Here is a 20,709-nt window from a genome sequence, read left to right as displayed (position 1 = left end):
GAAATGACCTTCGACCCGAAACTCACCTCCGCCGACCCCGGCAACTTCTTATCCCCACCCAACCGCATCTGCGCCGCCGACACCTGATTCAACGTCGACCCCGCAGCATCATCCACCAACACCGTCCCGGCATCCTGCAACACATCAAACGTCGTCGACGCCGGCGTCACCGCCCCATCCAGGACGCGGGAAGGGTAATTCAACCGGCCCACGGCGTTCTTCGATTTGGACACCACCCACACCCCGCCGTCGTTCAGCTCCACCTCAGTGGTCTTGAACCCCGGATAAATGATGGCGCCGGTGACGAGGACGGCGGAGGCAACAGCGAGTCCGGTTCCGGCGAGGAAGCGTCTGCGGCGGGCGGTGAGCGGACGCGCAGCCAGCGGCCGGCGGCTTTTGGGCCGCAGGGCAGCGAGGAAGGTCTTCATGTGTGCTGTGTCCCCCAGAAGGTCACGGCCGCCGCGCACGGGGCATCGCCCGTGGTGGTGCCAGATAGCTTCGACTATTGCATATTAGCCATCGATTAGAGAAACCCTCGTGGCGTCAAGTCGGGCGGGATCAGCGTCGGCCCAGCTCAGGGCCGTTTAGTCCAGAACCAGTCCGCGGCCGCTGCCCCGCTGGAGCTCTACCGGGTGGATTTCGCCGAAGCCGCGGACGTCCTCGGCCTGCCGCGGCAACAGGACAAACCGTTCGTCCTGTTCCAGCGCGCCCGCGGTCATGGAGTCGACCAGCACCGTTCCCGGATCTGCCAGCGCGGTGAGCCGCGCCGCCAGGTTGACGGTGGGGCCGTAGATGTCGCCGAGCCGGGAAAGGATCCGGCCCCACACCATGGCCACGCGCGCCTGCGGCAGGATCTCGTCGTCGGTGAAGGCCTGGCACAGGGCGAGGGAGATTTCGGCGCCGGCCGCGGGGGTCTCGGCGATGTAGAGGACTTCGTCGCCGACCGTCTTGACCAGCCGCCCGCCGCCCACCGAGATGATCTCGGCGCACTTGTTCTCAAAGCGCTGGACCAGCTGGGCGAGGGTCTTTTCGTTCATCCGGCGGGACAGGCTCGTGTAGGAAACCAGGTCAGCGAAGCCGACAGCCCGTGCCAGCGGCAGCGGGGCATCGTCCTCGTCGCCTTCGCGGCCTTCCTCGCTGGACGCCAGCCCGGCCTCGGCGCGCACGGCAAGCCGCTGGACGCCGGCGTTGAGCTGCCGGCGCCAGGAGTAGAGCAGCATCTCTTCAAGCGCGTCCACAAGGGACGGCAGTTCGCCGACCAGGCGCTTGCGGGCCACGGCGTCGGTGACACCCTGGTTCTGGACCATGTCCTCCACGAGGGCTTCGATCTGCCAGACCACCATGCGGTCTGTCATCTGGCCGATGGCGCGGGTGACGGAAATGGCGGCTTCCTCGGTGAGCTTGCCGGCGCGGACCAGGTCCACGATGGTGTTCAGCGCGGCCTGGTCGCGTTCGGTGAAGGCAACGTCCTCGTCACCGATGTTGGGGAAGCCCAGGGCGCGCCAGAGTTTCCGGGCGGAGAGCAGGGACAGGCCGGCGCCGGACGCGACTTCACGACGGCGAAGCTTGCGTTCCCCGCCGAGCAGCCGTTGTTCGAGCGCTTTCAGGGCAATGCGTTCGGCGGACATGGTGCCGGTGGGCGGAGCTGCGGCGGGTGGCTGTTCCTGACTGCCATCCGCCTCGGCGTCGGTGTCGGCCTCGGCGTCGGCGGCCGCCGCGTCGGAGTCGGCCGAATCGGCGTCGGTGTCGGCCTCCTCGTCGACGGCCGCCGCGTCGGAGTCGGCCGAATCGGCGTCGTCGGGTTCTGCCACCGTCTGATCCGGCACATGCTCATCGGCCACAGTCTGATCCGGCATAACGGAGGTCCCGGTGGGGCCGCTGTCCGGGGTCTCGGCGAGGGTGTCGAGGACGGCTGCTTCGAGGCCGGCGGCCTCAACGAAGGCATCCGAAACGTGTGACGGCTCGTCGGACAGCAGGCCCGCCTCCCGGCGAACGTTGTCAGCGCTCATCTCTTCCACCTTCTCTCAAATCCATGGGCCAGGGGCTGGCGTTGTTGTACGGCGCTCCCTCGACGCCCAGGACCCCGCCCTGCGGAAGTTGGTTGATGGCGTCGAGGATGAAGTTACGGAACGTTGCGACTTCCGGAACATCGGGTAGCACCGCACTGTTGGGGTGCCCGGTATCCAAGGATATATTCCCGGATCGCAATACGCGTTGGAGCAACGACTGATGGATCACCACATTACGAACGGTGGCCAGGGAAACCTGCTGATCGCGCCGCCTCAGCATGCCGTAGCGGGCAATCAGCCGCTGGCTGGTCAGCGTGTACTTCGTGGCGTGCCAGGTCATCACCCGCGGCAGGCAGTAGCCCAGCAGCACCCAGGCCGCCAGTGCAATGCATGCCCCGATCAGCCACGGAGTCCACTCCTTGGCCTGCTGGGCAATGATCGGGGCAAGCTTGGCGGGCCCGCCCTTCACGATCCAGGCGCTGGCATAGGCGGCGAGCGCCGGAGCCAGAATGAACAGCAGCGCCGGAACGGTCAGGGTCCGGGGCTGCGGCCGGGTCACGACAATCACTTGTTCGCCCGGGAGAAGCTCTTTACGCATAACCGCTTTCGTGCCCCGCGTCCTGGCCGGGGGGCGTCCAGGGGCGCAGGTGCACCACATCGCCGGCCGTCACCACGTGCTCGTGTCCCCCGGAGTCCACCACCAGGAGCGATCCGTAGTCATCCAGGCGGGTGGCGTGGCCGATGATCTCGTGGTCGCCCGGAAGCTGGGCCCGGACCTGCTTGCCGAGGGTCGTGAGCAGGTGCTCCACGCGCTTGTGCAGTGAGGGGCCGCCGGCCATCCCGGCGGTGGGATCGCCGTCGGCGTTGCAGAAACTGCGGTAGAGCGTCGCGAACCGGGACAGGTAGCTCTTGAGCAGCTCGGTCCGGTCCACCGACGTCGGGTGTTCCAGCAGGACGGACGTGGCGGTGGGCACCGGGAGTTCGGCTTCGGTGAGGGTGACGTTCAGTCCGGTCCCCAGCACTACCGGCGGCACGGCGCCGCCCTGCATCGGGCCCAGCTGGGCCAGGATGCCGGCGATCTTCCGGCCCCGCACCAGGACGTCGTTGGGCCATTTGAGTTCCGCGGGGATCCCGGCGGTCTCCAGCAGTGCCTCGCGCAGGGCAAGTGCCGCGAGCAGCGACAGCCACGAGTAGCTGTGGGTGGGCAGCGGGCGCCCCTCCGCATTGACCGGCCGCAGCACCAGCGACACGGAGACGGCGCTGCCGGCGGGCGCGTCCCAGTGCCGGTCGAGGCGGCCGCGGGCATCGCTCTGGTATTCGGCGGTGAGGACGGTGAGGTCCGGATACGCGGGCGGATCCTCGGTGGCACCGCGCAGGAGGTCCGCGTTGGTGGAGCCAGTGGACTCCACGACGGTGAGCCGCGGAATGCCGTTGGCAGAAAGGAACGCCTCATCGCTGAGGGCGTTCACATCGAGGGGCGGACGGTCCGGGGCTTCCTGCGCGGCTTCCATGCTTTGAATCCTACCGAGTTACGGCGCCGTCGGCTCCGGCCCCGCCTGCAGGATCCTCCCCGGCTCTGGAGCCTCCAGGCCGGCGTGTCCGGCCGAACCGCCGCGGCAGACCGGGGTCGGGCCGCAATAGCGGGGAGTTTCGGCGGCTCCTCCCGGCGAGGCTGCCGGCACGGAAATCAACAGGAAACTCAGAGGAAGATGTCAGGGATCAGCCGGTCTTCCGGGGCGCCGAGGCTGTACGGGGTGAAGTCCGTGACGCCGGCTGCGGCGAGGACCTGTTCGTCGGTGTAGAAATTGCCGCTCCGGCTTCCGGATTCCGGAACCGCATTGGCGCTGGTCAGTACCGCGTGGGCCGCGTCTGCCATGATTTCGGGGCCGCGGGCGCCGCGGGCGATCTTGTCGCCGCCCGGCATGTTCCGGATGGCGGCCGTGTTGATCAGGGTGCAGGGCCACAGCGAGTTCACGCTGATGCCGTCGGCCTTGAGTTCCTCGGCCAGGCCCAGGGTGGTCAGGCTCATGCCGTACTTCGCCATGGTGTACGCCAGGTGCATTCCGGCCCACTTGGGGTCCAGGTTCAGGGGCGGGGAGAGCGTCAGGATCTGGCCGGCGTCGGATTCGCGCAGGGCGGGCAGGGCGAGCTTGGAGAGCAGGAAGGTGCCGCGGACGTTGATGTCGTGCATCAGGTCGTAGCGCTTCATGTCGACGTCGTCGGTCTTGGACAGGTCGATCGCGGAGGCGTTGTTGATGACGATGTCGATCCCGCCGAAGCGTTCCACGGCGGCGGCAACCGCGCCGGCGACGTCGGCGTCGTTGCGGACATCCCCGACCAGCGGCAGGGCCTGCCCGCCGCCGGCCTCGATCTGCTCAGCGGCGGAGTAGACCGTGCCTTCCAGCTTGGCGTGCGGCTGGCCCGTCTTGGCCATCAGGACAACGTTGGCGCCGTCCCGGGCGGCGCGGGTGGCGATCGCCAGGCCGATGCCGCGGCTTCCCCCGGAGATGAGGATGGTGCGGCCCTGGAGGGAACCGGCGGCCTGGTAGGGCCCTGGCTGCTGGGATTGCGGGGCGGTGCCCGAAGCATCATTGCTCGAAGTCATGAGGACACTCTAGCCGATGTTACTGGCGAGTAACATGCTTGGCGCGGATGGATCCCGACGCTCCTGCCCAGTTAGTCACCCGCCGGGTACGGAATTGCCACGAGCGCCCGCGGAAATCCGGGGCTGGAGTCCGGCGGAGTCCGGTGCCGCTGGTGGTAACTGGGCGGGAACGCGCCGGCCGGCCCGGCTGAACGCCCGGCGCCTCCTGCGGATTGCCCGCGGGCGGACGCGGCGGCAAGGAAGCTTCCGGCGGAAAATTGTAGGGTTTCTACAGCGGCGTGGGCCAATAGCGTCACTAGACTTGCCAACAAGGCCCGGCTTTTGTGGATACCAACTAAAGCGCCCCGCGGGACAGGGCCGGCGCAGCACAGCACCACCCGCACCAGAGAATTCAGCAGAACAATCAGCGACAGAGCCGGAGACACTTGATGAGCCACGATCTGACCACGACCGCGGGAAAGATTGCCGACTTCCGCGACCGCCAGGCCCGTGCCGAGCAACCCTCCGGCCCGGAAGCGATCGAGAAGCAGCACGCGCGCGGCAAGAACACCGCCCGCGAGCGCATCGACCTGCTCCTCGACGCCGGATCCTTCGTTGAGTTCGACGCCCTCGCCGTGCACCGGTCCACGGCCTTCGGTATGGAGAAGAAGAAGCCGCTGGGCGACGGCCTGGTCTCCGGCTACGGCACCGTGGACGGCCGCCCCGTGGCCGTGTACAGCCAGGACTTCTCCGTCTATGGCGGCTCGCTGAGCCAGGTCAACGGCGAGAAGATCGTCAAGGTCCAGGAGTTCGCGCTGCGCAACGGCTGCCCTGTGGTCGGCATCCTCGACGGCGGCGGCGCCCGCATCCAGGAAGGCGTGGCTTCGCTGGCCATGTTCGCGGACATCTTCCGCAACAACGTGCACGCCTCCGGGGTCGTCCCGCAGATCTCGCTCATCATGGGCCCTTCCGCCGGCGGCGCGGCCTACTCCCCCGCACTGACCGACTATGTGGTCATGGTGGACAAGACGTCGCACATGTTCATCACCGGCCCGGACGTGATCAAGACCGTCACGGGTGAGGACGTGGACATGGAAACCCTCGGCGGCGCCCGCCAGCACAACTCCAACACGGGAACGTCCACCTACCTCGCCTCCGACGAGGCCGACGCCGTCGAGTTCGTCCGCGAACTCCTGGACTTCCTGCCCTCCAACAACCTCGCCGAAGCCCCCGTGCTGGAGCACTCCCAGGAGCTGGAACTCGACGACGACGACCTCGCCCTGGACGCGCTCATCCCGGACTCGGCCAACCAGCCCTACGACATGCGCAAGGTCATCGAGCAGATCGTGGACGACGCGCACTTCCTGGAGATGCAGTCCCTCTACGCCCCGAACGTGATCATCGGTTACGGCCGGGTGGAGGGCCACACCGTCGGCATCGTTGCCAACCAGCCGATGCAGTTCGCCGGCACCCTGGACATCGCCGCCTCGGAGAAGGCCGCCCGCTTCGTCCGGCACTGCGACGCCTTCAACGTCCCGATCATCACGCTGGTGGATGTCCCGGGCTTCCTGCCCGGGAAGGACCAGGAGTTCCAGGGCATCATCCGCCGCGGCGCGAAGCTGCTCTATGCGTACGCCGAGGCCACCGTGCCCAAACTGACCGTCATCACCCGCAAGGCCTACGGCGGAGCGTACATCGTGATGGGCTCCAAGAAGCTCGGCGCTGACCTCAACCTGGCCTGGCCCACCGCGCAGATCGGCGTCATGGGCGCCCAGGGTGCGGTCAACATCCTGTACCGCCGCGAGCTCGCCGCGGTGGCGGAGGACGGCGGCGACGTCGAGGCCAAGCGCGCCGAGGTCATCCGGCAGTACGAGGAAGAGCTGCTCAACCCGTACCAGGCCGCCCAGCTCGGCTACGTGGACGCCGTCATCGCCCCGTCGGAGACCCGGGTGCAGATCATCAAGGGCCTGCGTGCCCTGCGGGACAAACGCGCCAGCCTGCCCGCCAAGAAGCACGGGAACATCCCGCTGTGACCGGCCTCGAGCCTGTGGACCCCGCCGGGACGGGCACGGCCGCGCCGGAGAGCCTGCTCACCGTCGCCAAGGGCGATCCGACGCCGGAAGAGCTTGCGGCGCTGACCGCCGTCGTGCTGTCGCTGGGCAGCGGCGCAGCGGATGCGCCGGCCAAGCCGAGCGCCCGGCAGTGGATCCGCCGCCAGCAGCTGCAGCTGGCACCGAAGCCGGGTCCTGGTTCGTGGAAGCGCAGCCGGGGCTAACAAAAAGTTCAGCAACCCTTTCATAACAGCGGCAGCCCGGCTAGTCTCGTTCGGGTGACTATCGAACCCACTGACAACACATCCGCCGTGCGCCCGCAGACCGCCATCGATGCCGTCGCCGACGCCTTCACGGACACCCTGATCCGGCTTAACCCGAGCTTCGCCACCGAGCTCGGGTTGCCCGGTCACGAGACCGAATACCAGGACTTCTCCCCCGCAGGGCACCAGGAGTTCGCCGCCGCCGCGCGCGAGGCCCTCGCCGCGCTGGACGGGCTGGAGCCCGTGGACGACGTCGACGCCGTCACCCTGGATGCCATGCAGGAGCGTCTTGGCCTGCAGCTGGAACTTCACGAATCCGGCTGGGGACTCGGCGAGTTGAACAACATCGCCTCCCCCGCGCAGGAGATCCGGGCGATCTTCGACCTCATGCCGACGGACACCGCCGGGCAGTGGGACCACATCGCGGGGCGCGCGCACAACGTCCCCGCCGCGCTGGACGGTTACATCGAGTCGCTGCGCGCCGCCAAGGAGGACGGCAAAGTCGCCGCCTTGCGGCAGGTGAAGATCGTGATCGAACAGACCACCAAGCACGCCGCGGACGACGGCTTCTTCGCGAAGCTGGCCGCCGACGCCAAGACCGCGGAAGGCCCGCTGCCCGAGGACGTGCAGTCCAGGCTCGACGCCGGCGCTGCCGCGGCTCGCGTGGCTTACTCCCGGCTGGCCGGCTTCCTCGAGTCCGAGCTGCTGCCCGTCGCCCCGGAGAAGGACGCCGTCGGCCGCGAGCGCTACTCGCTGGCCTCCCGCGACTTCCTCGGCGCCACCGTGGACCTCGAGGAGACGTACGCCTGGGGCGTGCAGGAACTCGACCGCCTGATCGCCGAACAGGAGCGGGTGGCCGAGGAGATCCGTCCCGGCGCCACGATCGCGGAAGCCAAGGAGGTCCTGAACAACGACCCCGCGCGGCAGCTCAAGGGCACTGACGCCCTCCAGGCCTGGATGCAGGAGCTCTCCGACAAGGCCGTGGCAGACCTCGCGGGCGTGCATTTCGACATCCCGGAGGTCATGAAGACCCTCGAGTGCAAGATTGCTCCGACTGATGAGGGCGGCATCTACTACACCGGGCCCTCGGATGACTTCAGCCGTCCGGGCCGCATGTGGTGGTCCGTACCGCCGGGCGAAGACACCTTCACCACTTGGGCCGAGACCACCACGGTCTACCACGAGGGCGTCCCGGGCCACCACCTTCAGGTCGCGACTGCCACCTATCGCCGCGAGCTGCTCAACAAGTGGCGCCGGAACGTCTGCTGGACCTCCGGGCACGGCGAAGGCTGGGCACTGTACGCCGAGAAGCTCATGCAGGAACTGGGCTACCTGAAGGATCCGGGCGACCACATGGGCATGCTGGACATGCAGCGCATGCGGGCGGCCCGGGTGGTGTTCGACATCGGCGTACACCTGGAGTTGGAGGTGCCCGAGCGTTGGGGGTCGGGCACCTGGACTCCGGACACGGGTTACGAGTTCCTCAAGCAGAACCTCGCGATCAGCGAGGGGCAGCTGAAGTTCGAGTTCACCCGCTACCTCGGCTGGCCGGGGCAGGCGCCGTCGTACAAGGTGGGCCAGCGGCTCTGGGAGCAGATCCGCGCCGAGCTCGAATCCCGGCCCGGCTTCGAGCTCAAGGCCTTCCACACGAAGGCGCTCAACATCGGTTCGGTAGGCCTCGACACCCTGAAGCGCGCGCTGCTGGGGTAGGGCAGGCCTGTTGCAGCGGCACGGCCGCCTTCCTCCGCGTGCTCGCTCGTTCCTCGCTTAGACGCACGCTTCCGGAAGACTGCCGCGCCGCTGCCTGCTCCCCCGGGCCGTTCGCCGCTTCCGGATGCTTGCTCCCACCGGGAGATGCGCGAGGTGGCAGTTCGCGGCAGTGTTTTTCGGAAACATTGCCGTGATCTGTCATGTCGGGGCCCGACCACGCGAGACAATCGCCACACCCGGGACCGGAATAACTTCACAAACGGATGGTTTTGCGGCATCTTGGCGGGATTTTTGTGCAGGCGACAGATTCCGGGACGCGTAATATTTCTCAACATCCTTTCGTCGTGATAGGTGGTCCGGCCCTAGCGTGATCCGGTGACCACTCAGACAAGCACCCCCGCAACCGCCGGGAAGCCCGGTTTCCAGCTGCCCAAATGGGCCGGCTCGTTCGGCTTCCAGATCATCGCCGCCCTGATCGTGGGCCTGGGCCTTGGCCTCCTGGCCAAGTACACGGGCAGCACCAAGGCGAACCCCAACGCCCTCGGCGCAACCCTGCAGACCATCGGCTCGAGCTACGTCTCGCTGCTGCAGACCGCCGTCGTGCCCCTCATCTTCACCGCCGTCGTCAGTTCCATCTCCAACCTGCGCGTCGTCTCCAATGCCGCCCGGCTGGCCTGGAACACACTGCTCTGGTTCGCCATCACCGCGCTGATCTCCGTGCTGATCGGCATCGGCCTGGGCGTGTTCCTGCAGCCCGGCGCCAACACCGGCATCACCGGCCAGGGCGAAGCGCCGTCCAAGGTGGGCAGCTGGTGGGCGTTCCTGACCGGCCTGTTCCCGAAGAACTTCCTGGGCCTCGGCGCCAGCACCACCGTGACCGAGGGCGTCGCCACCACCTCGGTTAGCTTCAACGTCCTGCAGATCCTGGTGATCGCGGTCGCCGTCGGCATCGCCGCGCTGAAGGTGGGCAAGGCGGCCGAGCCGTTCCTGAACCTCAACGCCTCCGCCCTCGCTGTGATCCAGAAGGTCCTCTGGTGGATCATCCGGATCGCCCCGATCGGCACCGTCGGCCTGATCGGCAACGCCGTGGCGATCTACGGCTGGGACACCATCGGTTCCCTCGGCAAGTTCACCTTTGCCATCTATGTGGGCCTGGCCCTGGTGCTGTTCGTGGTCTACCCGGTCCTGGTCCGCACCCACGGACTGTCCATCAAGCAGTACTTCTCCGGCGTGTGGCCGGCCGTGCAGCTGGCCTTCGTGTCCCGCTCCTCGATCGGCACCCTGCCGCTGACCCAGCGCGTGACCGAACGCTCCCTGGGCGTGCCCCGCGCCTACGCCTCCTTCGCCGTGCCGCTGGGCGCCACCACCAAGATGGATGGCTGCGCCGCGATCTACCCGGCCATCTCCGCGATCTTCGTCGCCCAGTTCTTCGGCATCCAGCTCGACTTCACCCAGTACCTGCTGATCGCCCTCGTCTCCGTGCTGGGCTCCGCCGCGACCGCGGGCACCACCGGCGCCGTCGTGATGCTGACCCTGACGCTCTCCACGCTGGGACTGCCGCTGGCCGGCGTCGGACTCCTGCTGGCGATCGACCCGATCCTGGACATGGGCCGCACGGCCGTCAACGTGGCCGGGCAGGCCCTGATTCCGACCATCGTTGCCAAGCGCCAGGGCATCCTGGACGAGGCGCTCTACAACGCACCGCGCAACGGTGACCCGTTCAGCGACGACGCCGACAACACAGTCGACAACGCTGGCGCCGTCGACGCCTCGGCTGCCGCTGCTCCCGCAGCATCGCCGGCGGGCCGCGAGCTGGCCGACGCCAAGGCGTAACGGCCGGCACGAGCCACAACGAAAGAAGTCCCCGGGAAGCTCCCGGGGACTTCTTTTGCGTTAGGCCGTGTCAGGGACGGCGGCCGGGCAGGGTCCTAGTGTCCGCCGCCGCCGATCACGCCCTTCTCGACGGCCTTGGTGACGGCGTCCGCCTCGGCCTGCGACAGAGTGCCGTCGGTGACGGCCTTGTCCAGCTTGGTCTTCAGCGCCGCGGCGCGGTCGGCCTGGGCCGCGGTCCGCAGCTCCTCCAGGGCTGTGGTGACCTTGGACTCCTCAATCCCCAGCGACTCCGCCAGCGACTTGGCCAGGGCCGCCTCCCTGGCGGCGCGGTCCGGCTTGGTTCCGTCGGCCGGCGGAGTGGTCGGCTTGTTGGCTTCGCGGAAGGCCTGCAGGGCCTCCGTGACCTTGGCTTCATCCACGCCGAGCTTGGCTGCCAGCTCGGCAGCCTGGGCGACGCCGCGGTCCCCGCCCCGGCCGTGCCCGTGGCCGCCGCGCATGCCCTGGCCGTCGGTGGTGCCGGGCGTTGCCTCCGTCGACGTGCTGGAGCTCGGGGTGGGTGTCGGAGTAGTCGCGGCGGAGGCCATCCCGGTGACGCCAAGGCCGGCGCCAAGGGCCAAGGCCCCGGCCGAAATGGCGAGCGTCATTCTCTTCGTGCGTGACATGTGCTGTCTCCTGGTTCGGCCGTGTGGCCACGGCGGGTAGCGGTGGTTGTCTCGTTCAAGACGTAGGTCAAGTCTGCGCGGGCCGGTCTTGCAGGAGCTGTTCGGAACCTTTCATCTTCCTGTGAAGGTTCAGGCGCGCCCCCGCATGGAACCTTCAGAAGAATTTCGTTGGATATTCCGCAGGATTACGGGCCAGGACGGCCCGGGACTGGGTACGCTCAGGGCATGCTGATCGTAACCTCCGATGCCATCCCCGGCCACAGGATCGACGCCGTCTTCGGCGAGGTGATGGGTTTGACCGTCCGCGCCCGGGATATCGGCGGCCAGGTGATGGCAAGCTTCCGCTCGATCGGCGGCGGGGAACTGCCCGAGATGACGCGCATGGTCTCTGAGAGCAGGCAGGAGGTTATGGCCCGGATGGTCCAGGAGGCGGAGCAACGCGGAGCCAACGCCATCGTGGCCATGCGCTTCGACAACTCCCAACTGGCGGCCACCTGGACCGAAGTGTGCGCTTATGGCACCGCCGTCTTCGCCATCCCCATCCCGGAAGGCGAACCTGGCGCCACGGGACAGTCCATCTTCCTCACCAAATCCGCGGGCGGGGAAAAGTTGCCCTGAGTGCAAACATGCACGTAGTGTAATTGTGTGCCCGCTTCCCCCTCCCCCAGCGATGCCGCGCCCCCTGCGCCTTCCGCGCCCGCCGACCCGCCGTCGGCGCCGTCGCGCCGCGAGCTGAACAAAGCGGCCACCCGCCAGGCCATCACCGACGCCGCCCTGGCGCTGCTCCGGTCCAACGGCCCCGGCAACTTCACGGTCGAGGACATCGCCGACGCCGCCGGCATCTCCCGCCGCACGTTCTTCAACTACTTCGGCAGCACCGAGGCGGCCATTGCCGCCGTCACTTTCGGCTTCCTGGACAAGGCACTCCAGCAGTTCCGGCTGCGCCCGGCCGGGGAACCGTTCCTGGAATCGGCCCGGGCGGCGCTCGTGGAACTCGCAGACCCCATGACGGTGGCCCCCCTGGCCGAGCTGTACAGCCTGGGCCAGGCCAATCCGCAGCTCAGCCGGTCCGAGCTGGAAGCCTGGGACCACTGCACCGCGCAGATCATCACCGCGGCCCGAGAGCGTACCAGCGGGGCCGGCGTCGAACTCGATGAACTGTACCTCCGCGCCCTGGCCGGCTCCGTCATCTCCTGCGGCAAAGCCGCCATGGACGTCTGGTTCGCCCGCTGCGGCGGATCCCTCACCCCGGACTCCCTGTCCAGACTGCGTCAGCTCCTGATCGATTCAATGAGCCTGCTGGGCTCCGGGTTCGCCCGCCCCGACACCACTGCACAGGCAGTCACCCCCACCCAGGCCGCCACCCCGGCCGACTCGTCCACCGCCAACCCTTCCCCAGATCGGCACTGACATGGCCTTACTGCTCTACCGCCTCGGCAAGTTCTCTTACCGTCACCGCTGGCTCGTCGTCTCGCTGTGGCTCGCAGTGATGGTGGCGGTGGGCGGCGCGGCGGCCGCGTTCCACGGCACGCTGTCCAACAACTTCCAGATCCCGGGAACCGAAACCCAGCAGATGGCAGACAAGCTCAAGAAAGAGCTCCCCTCCTCTTCGGGTGGTTCCGCCAGCGTTGTCTTTGAAGCCAACGGCGCCCAGTTCAGCCAGGCGGGCAAGGACGCCGTGTCCGCCGCCCTGACCGAACTCAAGACCCTTCCGGATGTCCAGGGCACGGTGGACCCGTTCGCCACCCAGGCGCAGCTCGACAAGGCCGCCGCGGACCTCGCCGCCGGCAAGGAGCAGTCCGCGGCCGGCAAGGCCCAGCTGGAGGCGTCCGCCGCCGAGCTCGCCGCCGGAAAGGCCCAGCTGGAAGCCGCCGAGCAGCAGATGGCGGCCGCCGGCATGCCGCCGGCCGCGATCGAGGCCCGGCTCGGCCAGCAGAAGGCGGCCCTCGCCGACGGTCAGGCAAAGCTCGACGCCGGTACCGCGGAACTGGAAGCCGGCGAGGCCAAGCTGGCCCTTGGTACGCGCCAGCTGAAGGCCTCTGAGGGCCTCCGCTTCGTCTCCGAGGACGGCAAGGCCGCGATCGCGCAGGTCCAGTTCAGGACGTCGATCAACGGGCTCAACCCCGAGGTACGCCAGCAGGTCCAGGACATCGTCGGCGAGGTTTCCGCCGCCGACGTGACAGCCCTGCCCAGCAAGGAAATCAGCGAGGACATCTCCGAGCTCTTCGGCACCGCCGAGATCATCGGTATCGCGGTGGCCGCCCTGGTGCTGATCATCATGCTCGGCACCCTGATCGCCGCCGGCCTTCCGCTGCTGATGGCACTTGTCGGCGTCGCCGTCGGCGTCGGCGCCACGTTCGCCCTTAGCGGCGCCGTGGACATGAGCTCCATTTCCCCGATGCTGGCGCTGATGCTGGGCCTGGCGGTCGGGATCGACTACTCCCTGTTCATCGTCAACCGGCACCGCGGCCAGCTGCTCGCCGGGATGGACGCCGAGGAGTCCGTGGCGCTGGCCACCGGCACCTCCGGCAACGCCGTGCTCTTCGCCGGCCTGACCGTCATCATCGCCCTCGCGGCCCTCGTCGTCCCGGGCCTTCCGTTCCTTGCCGTCATGGGTCTCTCGGCGGCCGGAACGGTGGCGGTCGCCGTCGTCGTCGCCCTGACCCTTACACCTGCCATCCTCTCGCTCGTGGGCCGGAAACTGATCTCCAAGCGGGCCTGGGCCAAGGCGGAGAAGCACAATGCCGCCCCCGGCCATGAAACCGAGGACCGTGCCAAGGAGGAATACCGCAGCAGCCACGGGTGGGGCGGCATTGTCACCAACCACCCGTGGCTGGCGCTGCTGGCCGGTGTGGTGCTGCTGGGTATCGTGGCTCTGCCCGCGAGCCAGCTGCGGCTCGCGCTGCCGGACGCCAGTTCCGAGCCGGTCGCGTCGCAGGCGTTCAAGGCCTATGACGTCACCAAGCGGAGCTTCGGCGAGGGCATGACCGGCCCGATCATCGTGGTGGGCGACTTCCCCGCGGGGCTCAGCGAAGCCGAGGCGCAGGCCAAGCAGTTCGACGTCGCGGACATCCTGCGCGGAACGGAAAATGTCAGCGCCGCTGTGCCGCTGGCTCTGAGCGAGGACCGCCGCACCGCGGTGTTCCAGGTCATCCCGAACGAAGGCCCGGCCAGCGCCAGCACCGTCCGAGTGGTTTCCGAGCTCCGCGCCGAAAAGGGCCAGATCAAGGACTCCACCGGCGTCAGCATCGGCCTCACCGGACAGACCGCCGGCAACGTCGATGTGTCCACCAAACTCGGTGACGCACTGCCGCCGTACCTGGCCATCGTGGTGGGGCTGTCGCTGATCCTGCTGCTGCTCGTGTTCCGCTCAATCTGGGTGCCGCTGCTCGCCACCGGCGGGTTCCTGCTCTCCCTCGCCGCCGCCTTCGGCGCCGTCGTCGCGGTCTACCAGTGGGGCTGGCTCGGGCCCATCTTCGGCGTCGAGAACCCGGGCGCCGTGCTCAGCTTCCTGCCGATTATCCTGATCGGCGTGCTGTTCGGCCTGGCCATGGACTACCAGGTGTTCATCGCGTCGGGCATGCGCGAGTCCTACATGCACGGCGAATCGGCCAAGCACGCTGTCCGTTCCGGCTTCAGCCACGCCGCCGCCGTGGTCACCGCGGCCGCGATCATCATGGTCAGCGTGTTCTCGGGCTTCATCTTCTCCCACCTGAACATGGTGCGCCCGCTCGGCTTCGCCATGGCCTTCGGCGTGCTGATCGACGCCTTCGTGGTCCGCATGACGATCGTCCCGGCCGTGATGTACCTGCTCGGCGAAAAGGCCTGGTGGCTGCCGCGCTGGCTGGGCCGCATCCTGCCGGACGTGGACGTGGAGGGCGCCAAGCTGCGCCAGCCGGGCACGACGACGGCGGACGTCGCCGAGCCCGAGCCCGAGGAGGTCGGCGCGCGCTGACCGGCGCGGGCCGCCTGCAACGCGGGTTCACTTACCGCCCATCCCGATGGGCAGTCGGTGACCCCGCGTTGCTCTGCCTAGGAGGACTGCGCCCTGCGCCCGATAAGGAACCACAGCAACGGTCCAAGCAGCGGCAGCGCTAGAACGATGAGGGCCCACACGACGGTGCCTCCGGACGTGTAGGTCTTGTTCCGGGCGATGCTGATCAGCGCAACCACAAACAGGACCACGCCCGCAATTAGGGGGAGCCCCAGAAGGCCCCAGGACGGCACCAATTCGGCCACGCTTGATGTCAGCATCATTCTTCCCCCAAAAATTGTGCGGCTCGCGGATGCAGTAGACCCTACCGCCAGCAGGCCCCCACCGCGCAGGCCCCCGCCGCCTGGTTGGCGGCGGAACGCCGTGAACTAGGCTGGAGCGGTGACCCGCCTCATTCTTGCCTCCCAGTCCCCCGCCCGCACCAAGCTGCTCACCGACGCCGGCATCCGGCACGAGGTCCTCGTCTCCGATGTGGACGAGGACGCCGTTCAGGCCCGCTACGGCGTCACCGACCCGCACGACACCGCGCTGCTCCTGGCCCGGGCCAAGGCCGAGGCCGTCGCCTCCCTGCCCGAAGCCGACGGCGCCCTCGTGATCGGCTGCGATTCCGTTTTTGAGTTCGACGGCGAGGCGCACGGCAAGCCGTACACGGCCGACGTCGCCCGGGAGAGAATGCTCCGGATGAGCGGCAGCAAAGGGGTGCTGCACACCGGCCACTGGCTCGTCGACTGCCGCGACACGGAGGAATCCGGGGAGGCCGGGGCCGCCGGCTCCGGCGCCACCCTCGGCCACGTCACCTCCGCCGAGGTCCACTTCATGGAGATGGCCCCGGAAGAAATCGACGCCTACATCGCCACCGGCGAGCCGCTGCAGTGCGCCGGCTCCTTCACGATCGACGGTTACGGCGGGGCCTTCATCCGCAAGGTCGACGGCGACCCGCACGCCGTCGTCGGGCTGTCCATTTCCACGCTCCGCGGGCTGCTGGGCCAGGCGCAGGTAGGCATCACCGAATTCTGGACCACCGGGGCCGCCGATCCCGCGCTGCTCCGGGCTGAGTGAGCTAATTCGCAGGCCTTTGTAGCAACCCTACAAAGGTTGGGCGCTTTACGCGCGGAATCCGCAAGTAATATCGGCGGAACCCACAAAACCGCGCTAGGCTCCCTGAAGGAAAGAAGGAGACGCCTTGTCAGCAAATTCGGAGCAGTCCGCAAATCCCGTGCAGCGATCAGCCAATGAGGGCACCGCCGCAGTCACCCATCCGCTGAGCAAGGTGCTGATCGCCAACCGCGGTGAAATCGCCGTGCGCATCATTCGCGCCGCACGCGATGAAGGCATCGCCTCCGTGGCGGTCTACGCGGATCCGGACCGCGACGCCCTGCACGTCAAGCTCGCCGACGAGGCCTACGCCCTGGGCGGCAACACCGCCGCCGAGTCCTACCTCGTGATGGACAAGCTGATCGAGGTGGCCCGGCGCTCCGGCGCCGATGCCATCCACCCCGGCTACGGCTTCCTGGCCGAGAACGCCGAATTCGCCGCCAAGGTGATCGACGCCGGCATCACCTGGATCGGGCCCTCCCCCGCCGCGATCTCCGCCCTGGGCGACAAGGTCCAGGCCCGCCACATTGCCGAAAAGGTCGGCGCCCCGCAGGTTCCGGGCACGGCCGACCCGGTGGAGTCCGCCGAGGAAATCCTCGAGTTCGTGGACAAGTTCGGCCTGCCGGTCGCCATCAAGGCGGCCTTCGGCGGCGGCGGCCGCGGCATCAAGGTGGCCCGCACCCGCGAGGAAATCCCCGAACTGTTCGAATCCGCCGTGCGCGAGGCCGTCGCCGCCTTCGGCCGCGGCGAGTGCTTCATCGAACGATTCCTGGACGCCCCGCGCCACGTCGAGACCCAGTGCCTCGCCGACGCCCACGGCAACGTCGTCGTCGTCTCCACCCGCGACTGCTCGCTCCAGCGCCGCAACCAGAAGCTCGTCGAAGAAGCCCCGGCCCCGTTCCTCACCGAGGAGCAGAACCGCCGGCTCTACGAATCCTCCAAGGCCATCCTCAAGGAAGCCGGCTACCTCGGCGCCGGCACCTGCGAGTTCCTCGTGGGCCAGGACGGCACCATCTCCTTCCTCGAGGTCAACACCCGCCTCCAGGTGGAGCACTGCGTGTCCGAGGAAGTCACCGGAATCGACCTGGTCCGCGAACAGTTCCGGCTGGCCCGCGGCGAGGAACTCGGCTACGGCGACCCCGAGGTCCGCGGCCACTCGATCGAATTCCGCATCACGGGTGAGGACCCGGGCCGGAACTTCATGCCCGCGCCCGGCACTATCACGCTCCTCAAGAACCCCACCGGCCCCGGTGTGCGGATCGACTCCGGTGTGGAGCAGGGCGATGTCATCAGCGGCAACTTCGACTCGATGCTCTCCAAGCTGATCGTCACCGGCGCCACCCGCGCGCAGGCCCTGCAGCGCTCCCGGCGCGCCCTCGAGGAGATGGTGGTCGAGGGCATCCCCACCGTCATTCCGTTCGACCTCGCGGTTGTCACCAACCCCGACTTCGCTCCCGCCGAGGGCCCGTTCAAGGTTCACACCCGCTGGATCGAGACGGCTTTCGTCAACGACATCCCCGCCTGGACGCCCACCGGCGCCGACGCTGAAACGCCCGACGCCGGCGAACGCCAGCGCGTCGTCGTCGAGGTCGGCGGCAAGCGCCTCGAGGTCGTCCTCCCGGCCTCGCTGGGCAACGGCGGCGGCACTGGCGGCACCAAGCCGGCCAAGGCCAAGAAGCGCGCCCGCAGCGGCGGCGCCGCGGCGGCGGCCAGCGGCAACGCCCTGACCTCCCCCATGCAGGGCACCATCGTGAAGGTGGCCGTCGGCGAGGGTGACCTGGTCGCAGAAGGCGATCTCGTCGTCGTGCTCGAGGCCATGAAGATGGAGCAGCCGCTCACCGCACACCGCGCCGGCATCGTGATCGGGCTGACCGCCGCCGCCGGCGAGACAGTCTCGGCCGGGGCCATCATCGCGGTCATCGAGGACGCGGCCGCCGAGTAGCTTCCCGAACGGCGGGGCACTGGCGCGCCTCTGGCGCCGCCGTGTCCCGCCCGTGCAGACTTGGTCTGTGAAACCATTCCTGCTCCTCGCCTCCCGGGCCGAGGAGGCCGCCGCCGAGAACGAATACGAGGCCTACCTGCGCTATGGCGGACTCGAACCCTCGCAGCTGAGGCGCATTCGGATGGAAGCCGGGCCGCTGCCGGTGCTTGAGCTCTCCGACTACTCCGGCGTGGTCGTGGGCGGGAGCCCGTTCACCTCCAGCGACCCCGCCGGGCAGAAGAGCGATGTCCAGCACCGGGTGGAGCACGAGCTCGCGTCCCTGCTCGACCGGATCGTCGCCGAGGATTTCCCCTTCCTCGGCGCCTGCTACGGGGTCGGGACATTGGGCCGGCACCAGGGCGCCGTGATCGACCGGACCTACGGTGAGGGGCTCGGCGGCGTGACCATCAAGCTGACGGCCGAGGGGCTGGCGGATCCCCTTCTGCGCGGGCTGCCGGAGAGCTTTACGGCTTTCACCGGCCACAAGGAAGCCTGCACCACGCTCCCCTCCCACGCGGTGCTTCTGGCCAGCTCCGCATCCTGTCCCGTGCACATGTTCCGGATCAAGACCAACCTGTACGCGACCCAGTTCCACCCCGAGCTGGATGCCGAGGGGCTTGTCACCAGGATCGACATCTACCGCCACGCCGGCTACTTCCCGCCCGAATCTGCCGAAATGCTGATGGAGGACGCCCGGCGGTTTACCGCCACGGAACCGATGAAGATCCTGCGGAACTTCGTGGAGCTCTACGCACGCTGATCCCGGCCTGCCCGGCACGTCCTCCGACGCTCCTGCCCAGTTACTTTCCCGAATCCTCCTGCCGACACGGAAATGCCCGGCGTGTTCAGCGAACACGCCGGGCATTTCTGTCAGTAACTGGGCAGGAACGTCAGCCCAGACCGGGGACGGGCGTCAGGCCACGTTGTTGGTGTACTCCAGATCGCGGGTTTCCTTGCTGATGAACAGCGCGATCAGCGTCAGGACCGCCATGGAGGCGAGGTAGACGCCCACCAGCATGGGGCTGCCCTTGCCCATTTCCCAGAGCCAGACGGCGATGAACGGGGCCACCGCCGCACCGAGGATGCTGGAGAAGTTGTAGCTGATGGCGGAGCCGGTGTACCGGACGTTCGTCGGGAACAGCTCCGGCAGCAGCGCACCCATGGGTCCGAACGTCAGCCCCATCAGGGAGAAGCCGAGGATCAGCAGGGCCATCGTGCCGACGAACCCGGCGCTGAACAGCGGGACGAAGAGCAGTCCGAAGGCGATGATGCCGAGGGTCACGGCGATCAGCATCTTGCGGCGGCCGTACTTCTCGGCCAGCGGTCCGGAGACCAGGGTGAAGATACCGAAGAACACGACGCCGGCAATGAGCATCCAGAGGAAGTCGTTGCGGCTGTAGCCCAGGCCGGGAACGAACGCCGCGGCTGCGGCCTCGGTCATCGGCTTGCCGGCCTTCTCCGCTGCGGCCTTGGCGGCGTCCAGGCTGGAGGCCCGGGTGCCGTAGGTCAGCGTGAAGGTGGTCATCAGGTAGAACAGCACGTACGTGGCGAGCATGATGAACGTGCCCAGGATCAGCTGGCGCCAGCTGGTCTTGAAGACCCGGGCCAGCGGCAGCTTGGCGACCTCATTGGATTCGAGGACCTTGGTGAAGGCCGGGGTCTCGATCAGCTTGAGCCGGACGTAGAGGCCGATGATGACCATGACCGCACTCAGCAGGAACGGCACACGCCACCCCCACGCCATGAAGGCCTCCGGCGTCAGGGCGTAGCTGAACACCAGGAAGATCACGTTGGCGATGATGAAGCCGATCGGCGCACCCAGCTGCGGGAACGTGCCGTAGATGGCGCGCTTGTTGGCCGGAGCGTTCTCCGTGGCCAGCAGGGCCGCGCCGCTCCATTCGCCGCCGAGGGCCAGGCCCTGGGCAAAGCGCATCACGACCAGCAGCGCCGGCGCCCAGAACTCCCAGCCCGGGACGAGCGCCGTCGGGAGGCAGCCGATGAGGAAGGTGGCGATACCCATGGTCAGCAGCGACGCCACCAGGGTGCCCTTGCGGCCGAACTTGTCACCGAAGTGACCGAAGATGATGGACCCGAGCGGGCGGGCGATGAACGCGACGCCAAACACTGCGAAGGAGCTCAGCAGCTGGGTGGTTTCGTTCTGTCCGGGGAAGAACAGACGGGGGAATACGAGCACAGCGGCGGTGGCGTACACGTAGAAGTCATAGAACTCAACGGTGGTGCCGATCAGGCTGGCAACGATAACGCGGCCGCGCGAGTTCACCTGTTTGGCGGACCCATGCTCCGTGGATGTAGCAGTGGATGACATGTAGTAGCGCTTTCATGAAGACCGGACTGGTGCTGCTCTAAGCCGCCCGGATAAGGATACGTATGCTTACATAATAGTTCCGGGCGTCCAGTCAATGGACAAATGTTCCACTATTTGGACATTGAGAGTTGTCTCACGTGGTGGTCATCACACTATGCCCCCTATCCGCCCCTCACGTCGTCACAAACGCGCCGATAGGCA

18 protein-coding genes are annotated in these 20,709 nt (G+C 67.9%); 10 read left to right on the top strand and 8 right to left on the bottom strand.

Annotation, left to right across the window (positions count from 1 at the left end; all coding sequences use genetic code 11):
* From AC1DF4_RS12980 to AC1DF4_RS12960, 5 genes are all read right to left on the bottom strand, one after another.
* Positions 1–428, bottom strand: a 428-nt coding sequence (locus AC1DF4_RS12980) for a hypothetical protein (RefSeq protein WP_476913271.1), incomplete at its 3' end; no start/stop codon positions are given.
* A 156-nt stretch (positions 429–584) separates the two neighbouring features.
* Positions 585–1,811, bottom strand: coding sequence for an adenylate/guanylate cyclase domain-containing protein (locus AC1DF4_RS12975; RefSeq protein ID WP_476913285.1), 1,227 nt, complete (start codon positions 1,809–1,811; stop codon positions 585–587).
* A 187-nt stretch (positions 1,812–1,998) separates the two neighbouring features.
* A complete protein-coding gene (locus AC1DF4_RS12970; protein ID WP_476913270.1) occupies positions 1,999–2,607 on the bottom strand; it encodes a PH domain-containing protein in 609 nt (202 codons plus the stop codon).
* Positions 2,600–3,520 (bottom strand): biotin--[acetyl-CoA-carboxylase] ligase, encoded by a 921-nt coding sequence (locus AC1DF4_RS12965; protein ID WP_476913269.1) that lies wholly within the window; start codon positions 3,518–3,520, stop codon positions 2,600–2,602. Before AC1DF4_RS12965 ends, AC1DF4_RS12970 begins: the two co-directional genes overlap by 8 nt.
* 188 nt (positions 3,521–3,708) lie before the next feature.
* The gene (locus AC1DF4_RS12960) at positions 3,709–4,614 is read right to left on the bottom strand and encodes an SDR family oxidoreductase (protein ID WP_476913268.1); all 906 of its coding nucleotides are present in this window, start codon (positions 4,612–4,614) and stop codon (positions 3,709–3,711) included.
* 428 nt (positions 4,615–5,042) lie between these two features.
* Here AC1DF4_RS12960 and AC1DF4_RS12955 point away from each other — a divergent pair, with 428 nt between their 5' ends.
* From AC1DF4_RS12955 to AC1DF4_RS12940, 4 genes are all read left to right on the top strand, one after another.
* The gene (locus tag AC1DF4_RS12955) at positions 5,043–6,626 is read left to right on the top strand and encodes an acyl-CoA carboxylase subunit beta (protein WP_476913267.1); all 1,584 of its coding nucleotides are present in this window, start codon (positions 5,043–5,045) and stop codon (positions 6,624–6,626) included.
* On the top strand, positions 6,623–6,868 hold the full coding sequence (locus AC1DF4_RS12950) for an acyl-CoA carboxylase subunit epsilon (protein WP_476913266.1): 246 nt from the start codon (positions 6,623–6,625) through the stop codon (positions 6,866–6,868). The genes AC1DF4_RS12955 and AC1DF4_RS12950 overlap by 4 nt, the downstream gene beginning before the upstream one ends.
* A gap of 54 nt (positions 6,869–6,922) precedes the next feature.
* Positions 6,923–8,617 (top strand): DUF885 domain-containing protein, encoded by a 1,695-nt coding sequence (locus AC1DF4_RS12945; RefSeq protein ID WP_476913265.1) that lies wholly within the window; start codon positions 6,923–6,925, stop codon positions 8,615–8,617.
* A 375-nt stretch (positions 8,618–8,992) separates the two neighbouring features.
* Positions 8,993–10,450, top strand: coding sequence for a dicarboxylate/amino acid:cation symporter (locus AC1DF4_RS12940; protein ID WP_476913264.1), 1,458 nt, complete (start codon positions 8,993–8,995; stop codon positions 10,448–10,450).
* Positions 10,451–10,545: 95 nt separating this feature from the next.
* On the opposite strand, the gene AC1DF4_RS12935 is transcribed toward AC1DF4_RS12940, so the two are convergent.
* Entirely contained in the window at positions 10,546–11,112 is a 567-nt protein-coding gene (locus AC1DF4_RS12935; RefSeq protein ID WP_476913263.1) for a hypothetical protein, read from the bottom strand.
* Positions 11,113–11,337: 225 nt separating this feature from the next.
* Between AC1DF4_RS12935 and AC1DF4_RS12930 the strand changes: the two genes are divergently transcribed.
* Genes AC1DF4_RS12930 through AC1DF4_RS12920 form a run of 3 tightly spaced genes read left to right on the top strand, consistent with a single transcriptional unit; the run spans position 11,338 to position 15,067 of the window.
* A complete protein-coding gene (locus tag AC1DF4_RS12930) occupies positions 11,338–11,730 on the top strand; it encodes a YbjQ family protein (RefSeq protein ID WP_476913262.1) in 393 nt (130 codons plus the stop codon).
* A 27-nt stretch (positions 11,731–11,757) separates the two neighbouring features.
* Positions 11,758–12,522 carry a TetR/AcrR family transcriptional regulator gene (locus tag AC1DF4_RS12925; protein WP_476913261.1) on the top strand — a complete coding sequence of 255 codons (765 nt, stop codon included), beginning with the start codon at positions 11,758–11,760 and terminating at the stop codon, positions 12,520–12,522.
* A 1-nt stretch (position 12,523) separates the two neighbouring features.
* Positions 12,524–15,067 carry an MMPL family transporter gene (locus AC1DF4_RS12920; RefSeq protein WP_476913260.1) on the top strand — a complete coding sequence of 848 codons (2,544 nt, stop codon included), beginning with the start codon at positions 12,524–12,526 and terminating at the stop codon, positions 15,065–15,067.
* A gap of 77 nt (positions 15,068–15,144) precedes the next feature.
* On the opposite strand, the gene AC1DF4_RS12915 is transcribed toward AC1DF4_RS12920, so the two are convergent.
* Entirely contained in the window at positions 15,145–15,369 is a 225-nt protein-coding gene (locus tag AC1DF4_RS12915) for a PLDc N-terminal domain-containing protein (protein ID WP_476913259.1), read from the bottom strand.
* A gap of 118 nt (positions 15,370–15,487) precedes the next feature.
* Between AC1DF4_RS12915 and AC1DF4_RS12910 the strand changes: the two genes are divergently transcribed.
* The 3 genes from AC1DF4_RS12910 (at position 15,488) to AC1DF4_RS12900 (ending at position 18,942) form a co-directional block, all read left to right on the top strand.
* Positions 15,488–16,165 (top strand): Maf family protein, encoded by a 678-nt coding sequence (locus tag AC1DF4_RS12910; RefSeq protein WP_476913258.1) that lies wholly within the window; start codon positions 15,488–15,490, stop codon positions 16,163–16,165.
* Between the two features lie 157 nt (positions 16,166–16,322).
* Positions 16,323–18,143: an acetyl/propionyl/methylcrotonyl-CoA carboxylase subunit alpha gene (locus AC1DF4_RS12905; RefSeq protein ID WP_476913284.1), complete on the top strand. Its 1,821-nt coding sequence runs from the start codon at positions 16,323–16,325 to the stop codon at positions 18,141–18,143.
* A 67-nt stretch (positions 18,144–18,210) separates the two neighbouring features.
* On the top strand, positions 18,211–18,942 hold the full coding sequence (locus AC1DF4_RS12900; protein ID WP_476913257.1) for a glutamine amidotransferase: 732 nt from the start codon (positions 18,211–18,213) through the stop codon (positions 18,940–18,942).
* Between the two features lie 153 nt (positions 18,943–19,095).
* On the opposite strand, the gene AC1DF4_RS12895 is transcribed toward AC1DF4_RS12900, so the two are convergent.
* Complete coding sequence (locus AC1DF4_RS12895; RefSeq protein ID WP_476913256.1) at positions 19,096–20,508, bottom strand: MFS transporter; 1,413 nt, start codon at positions 20,506–20,508, stop codon at positions 19,096–19,098.
* Between the last annotated feature and the right edge of the window lie 201 nt (positions 20,509–20,709).

This window comes from Arthrobacter sp. 05N429, from assembly GCF_056397045.1.
The sequence above is the reverse complement of the archived record's forward strand: the minus strand, read 5'-3'. Positions and strand labels throughout refer to the sequence as shown.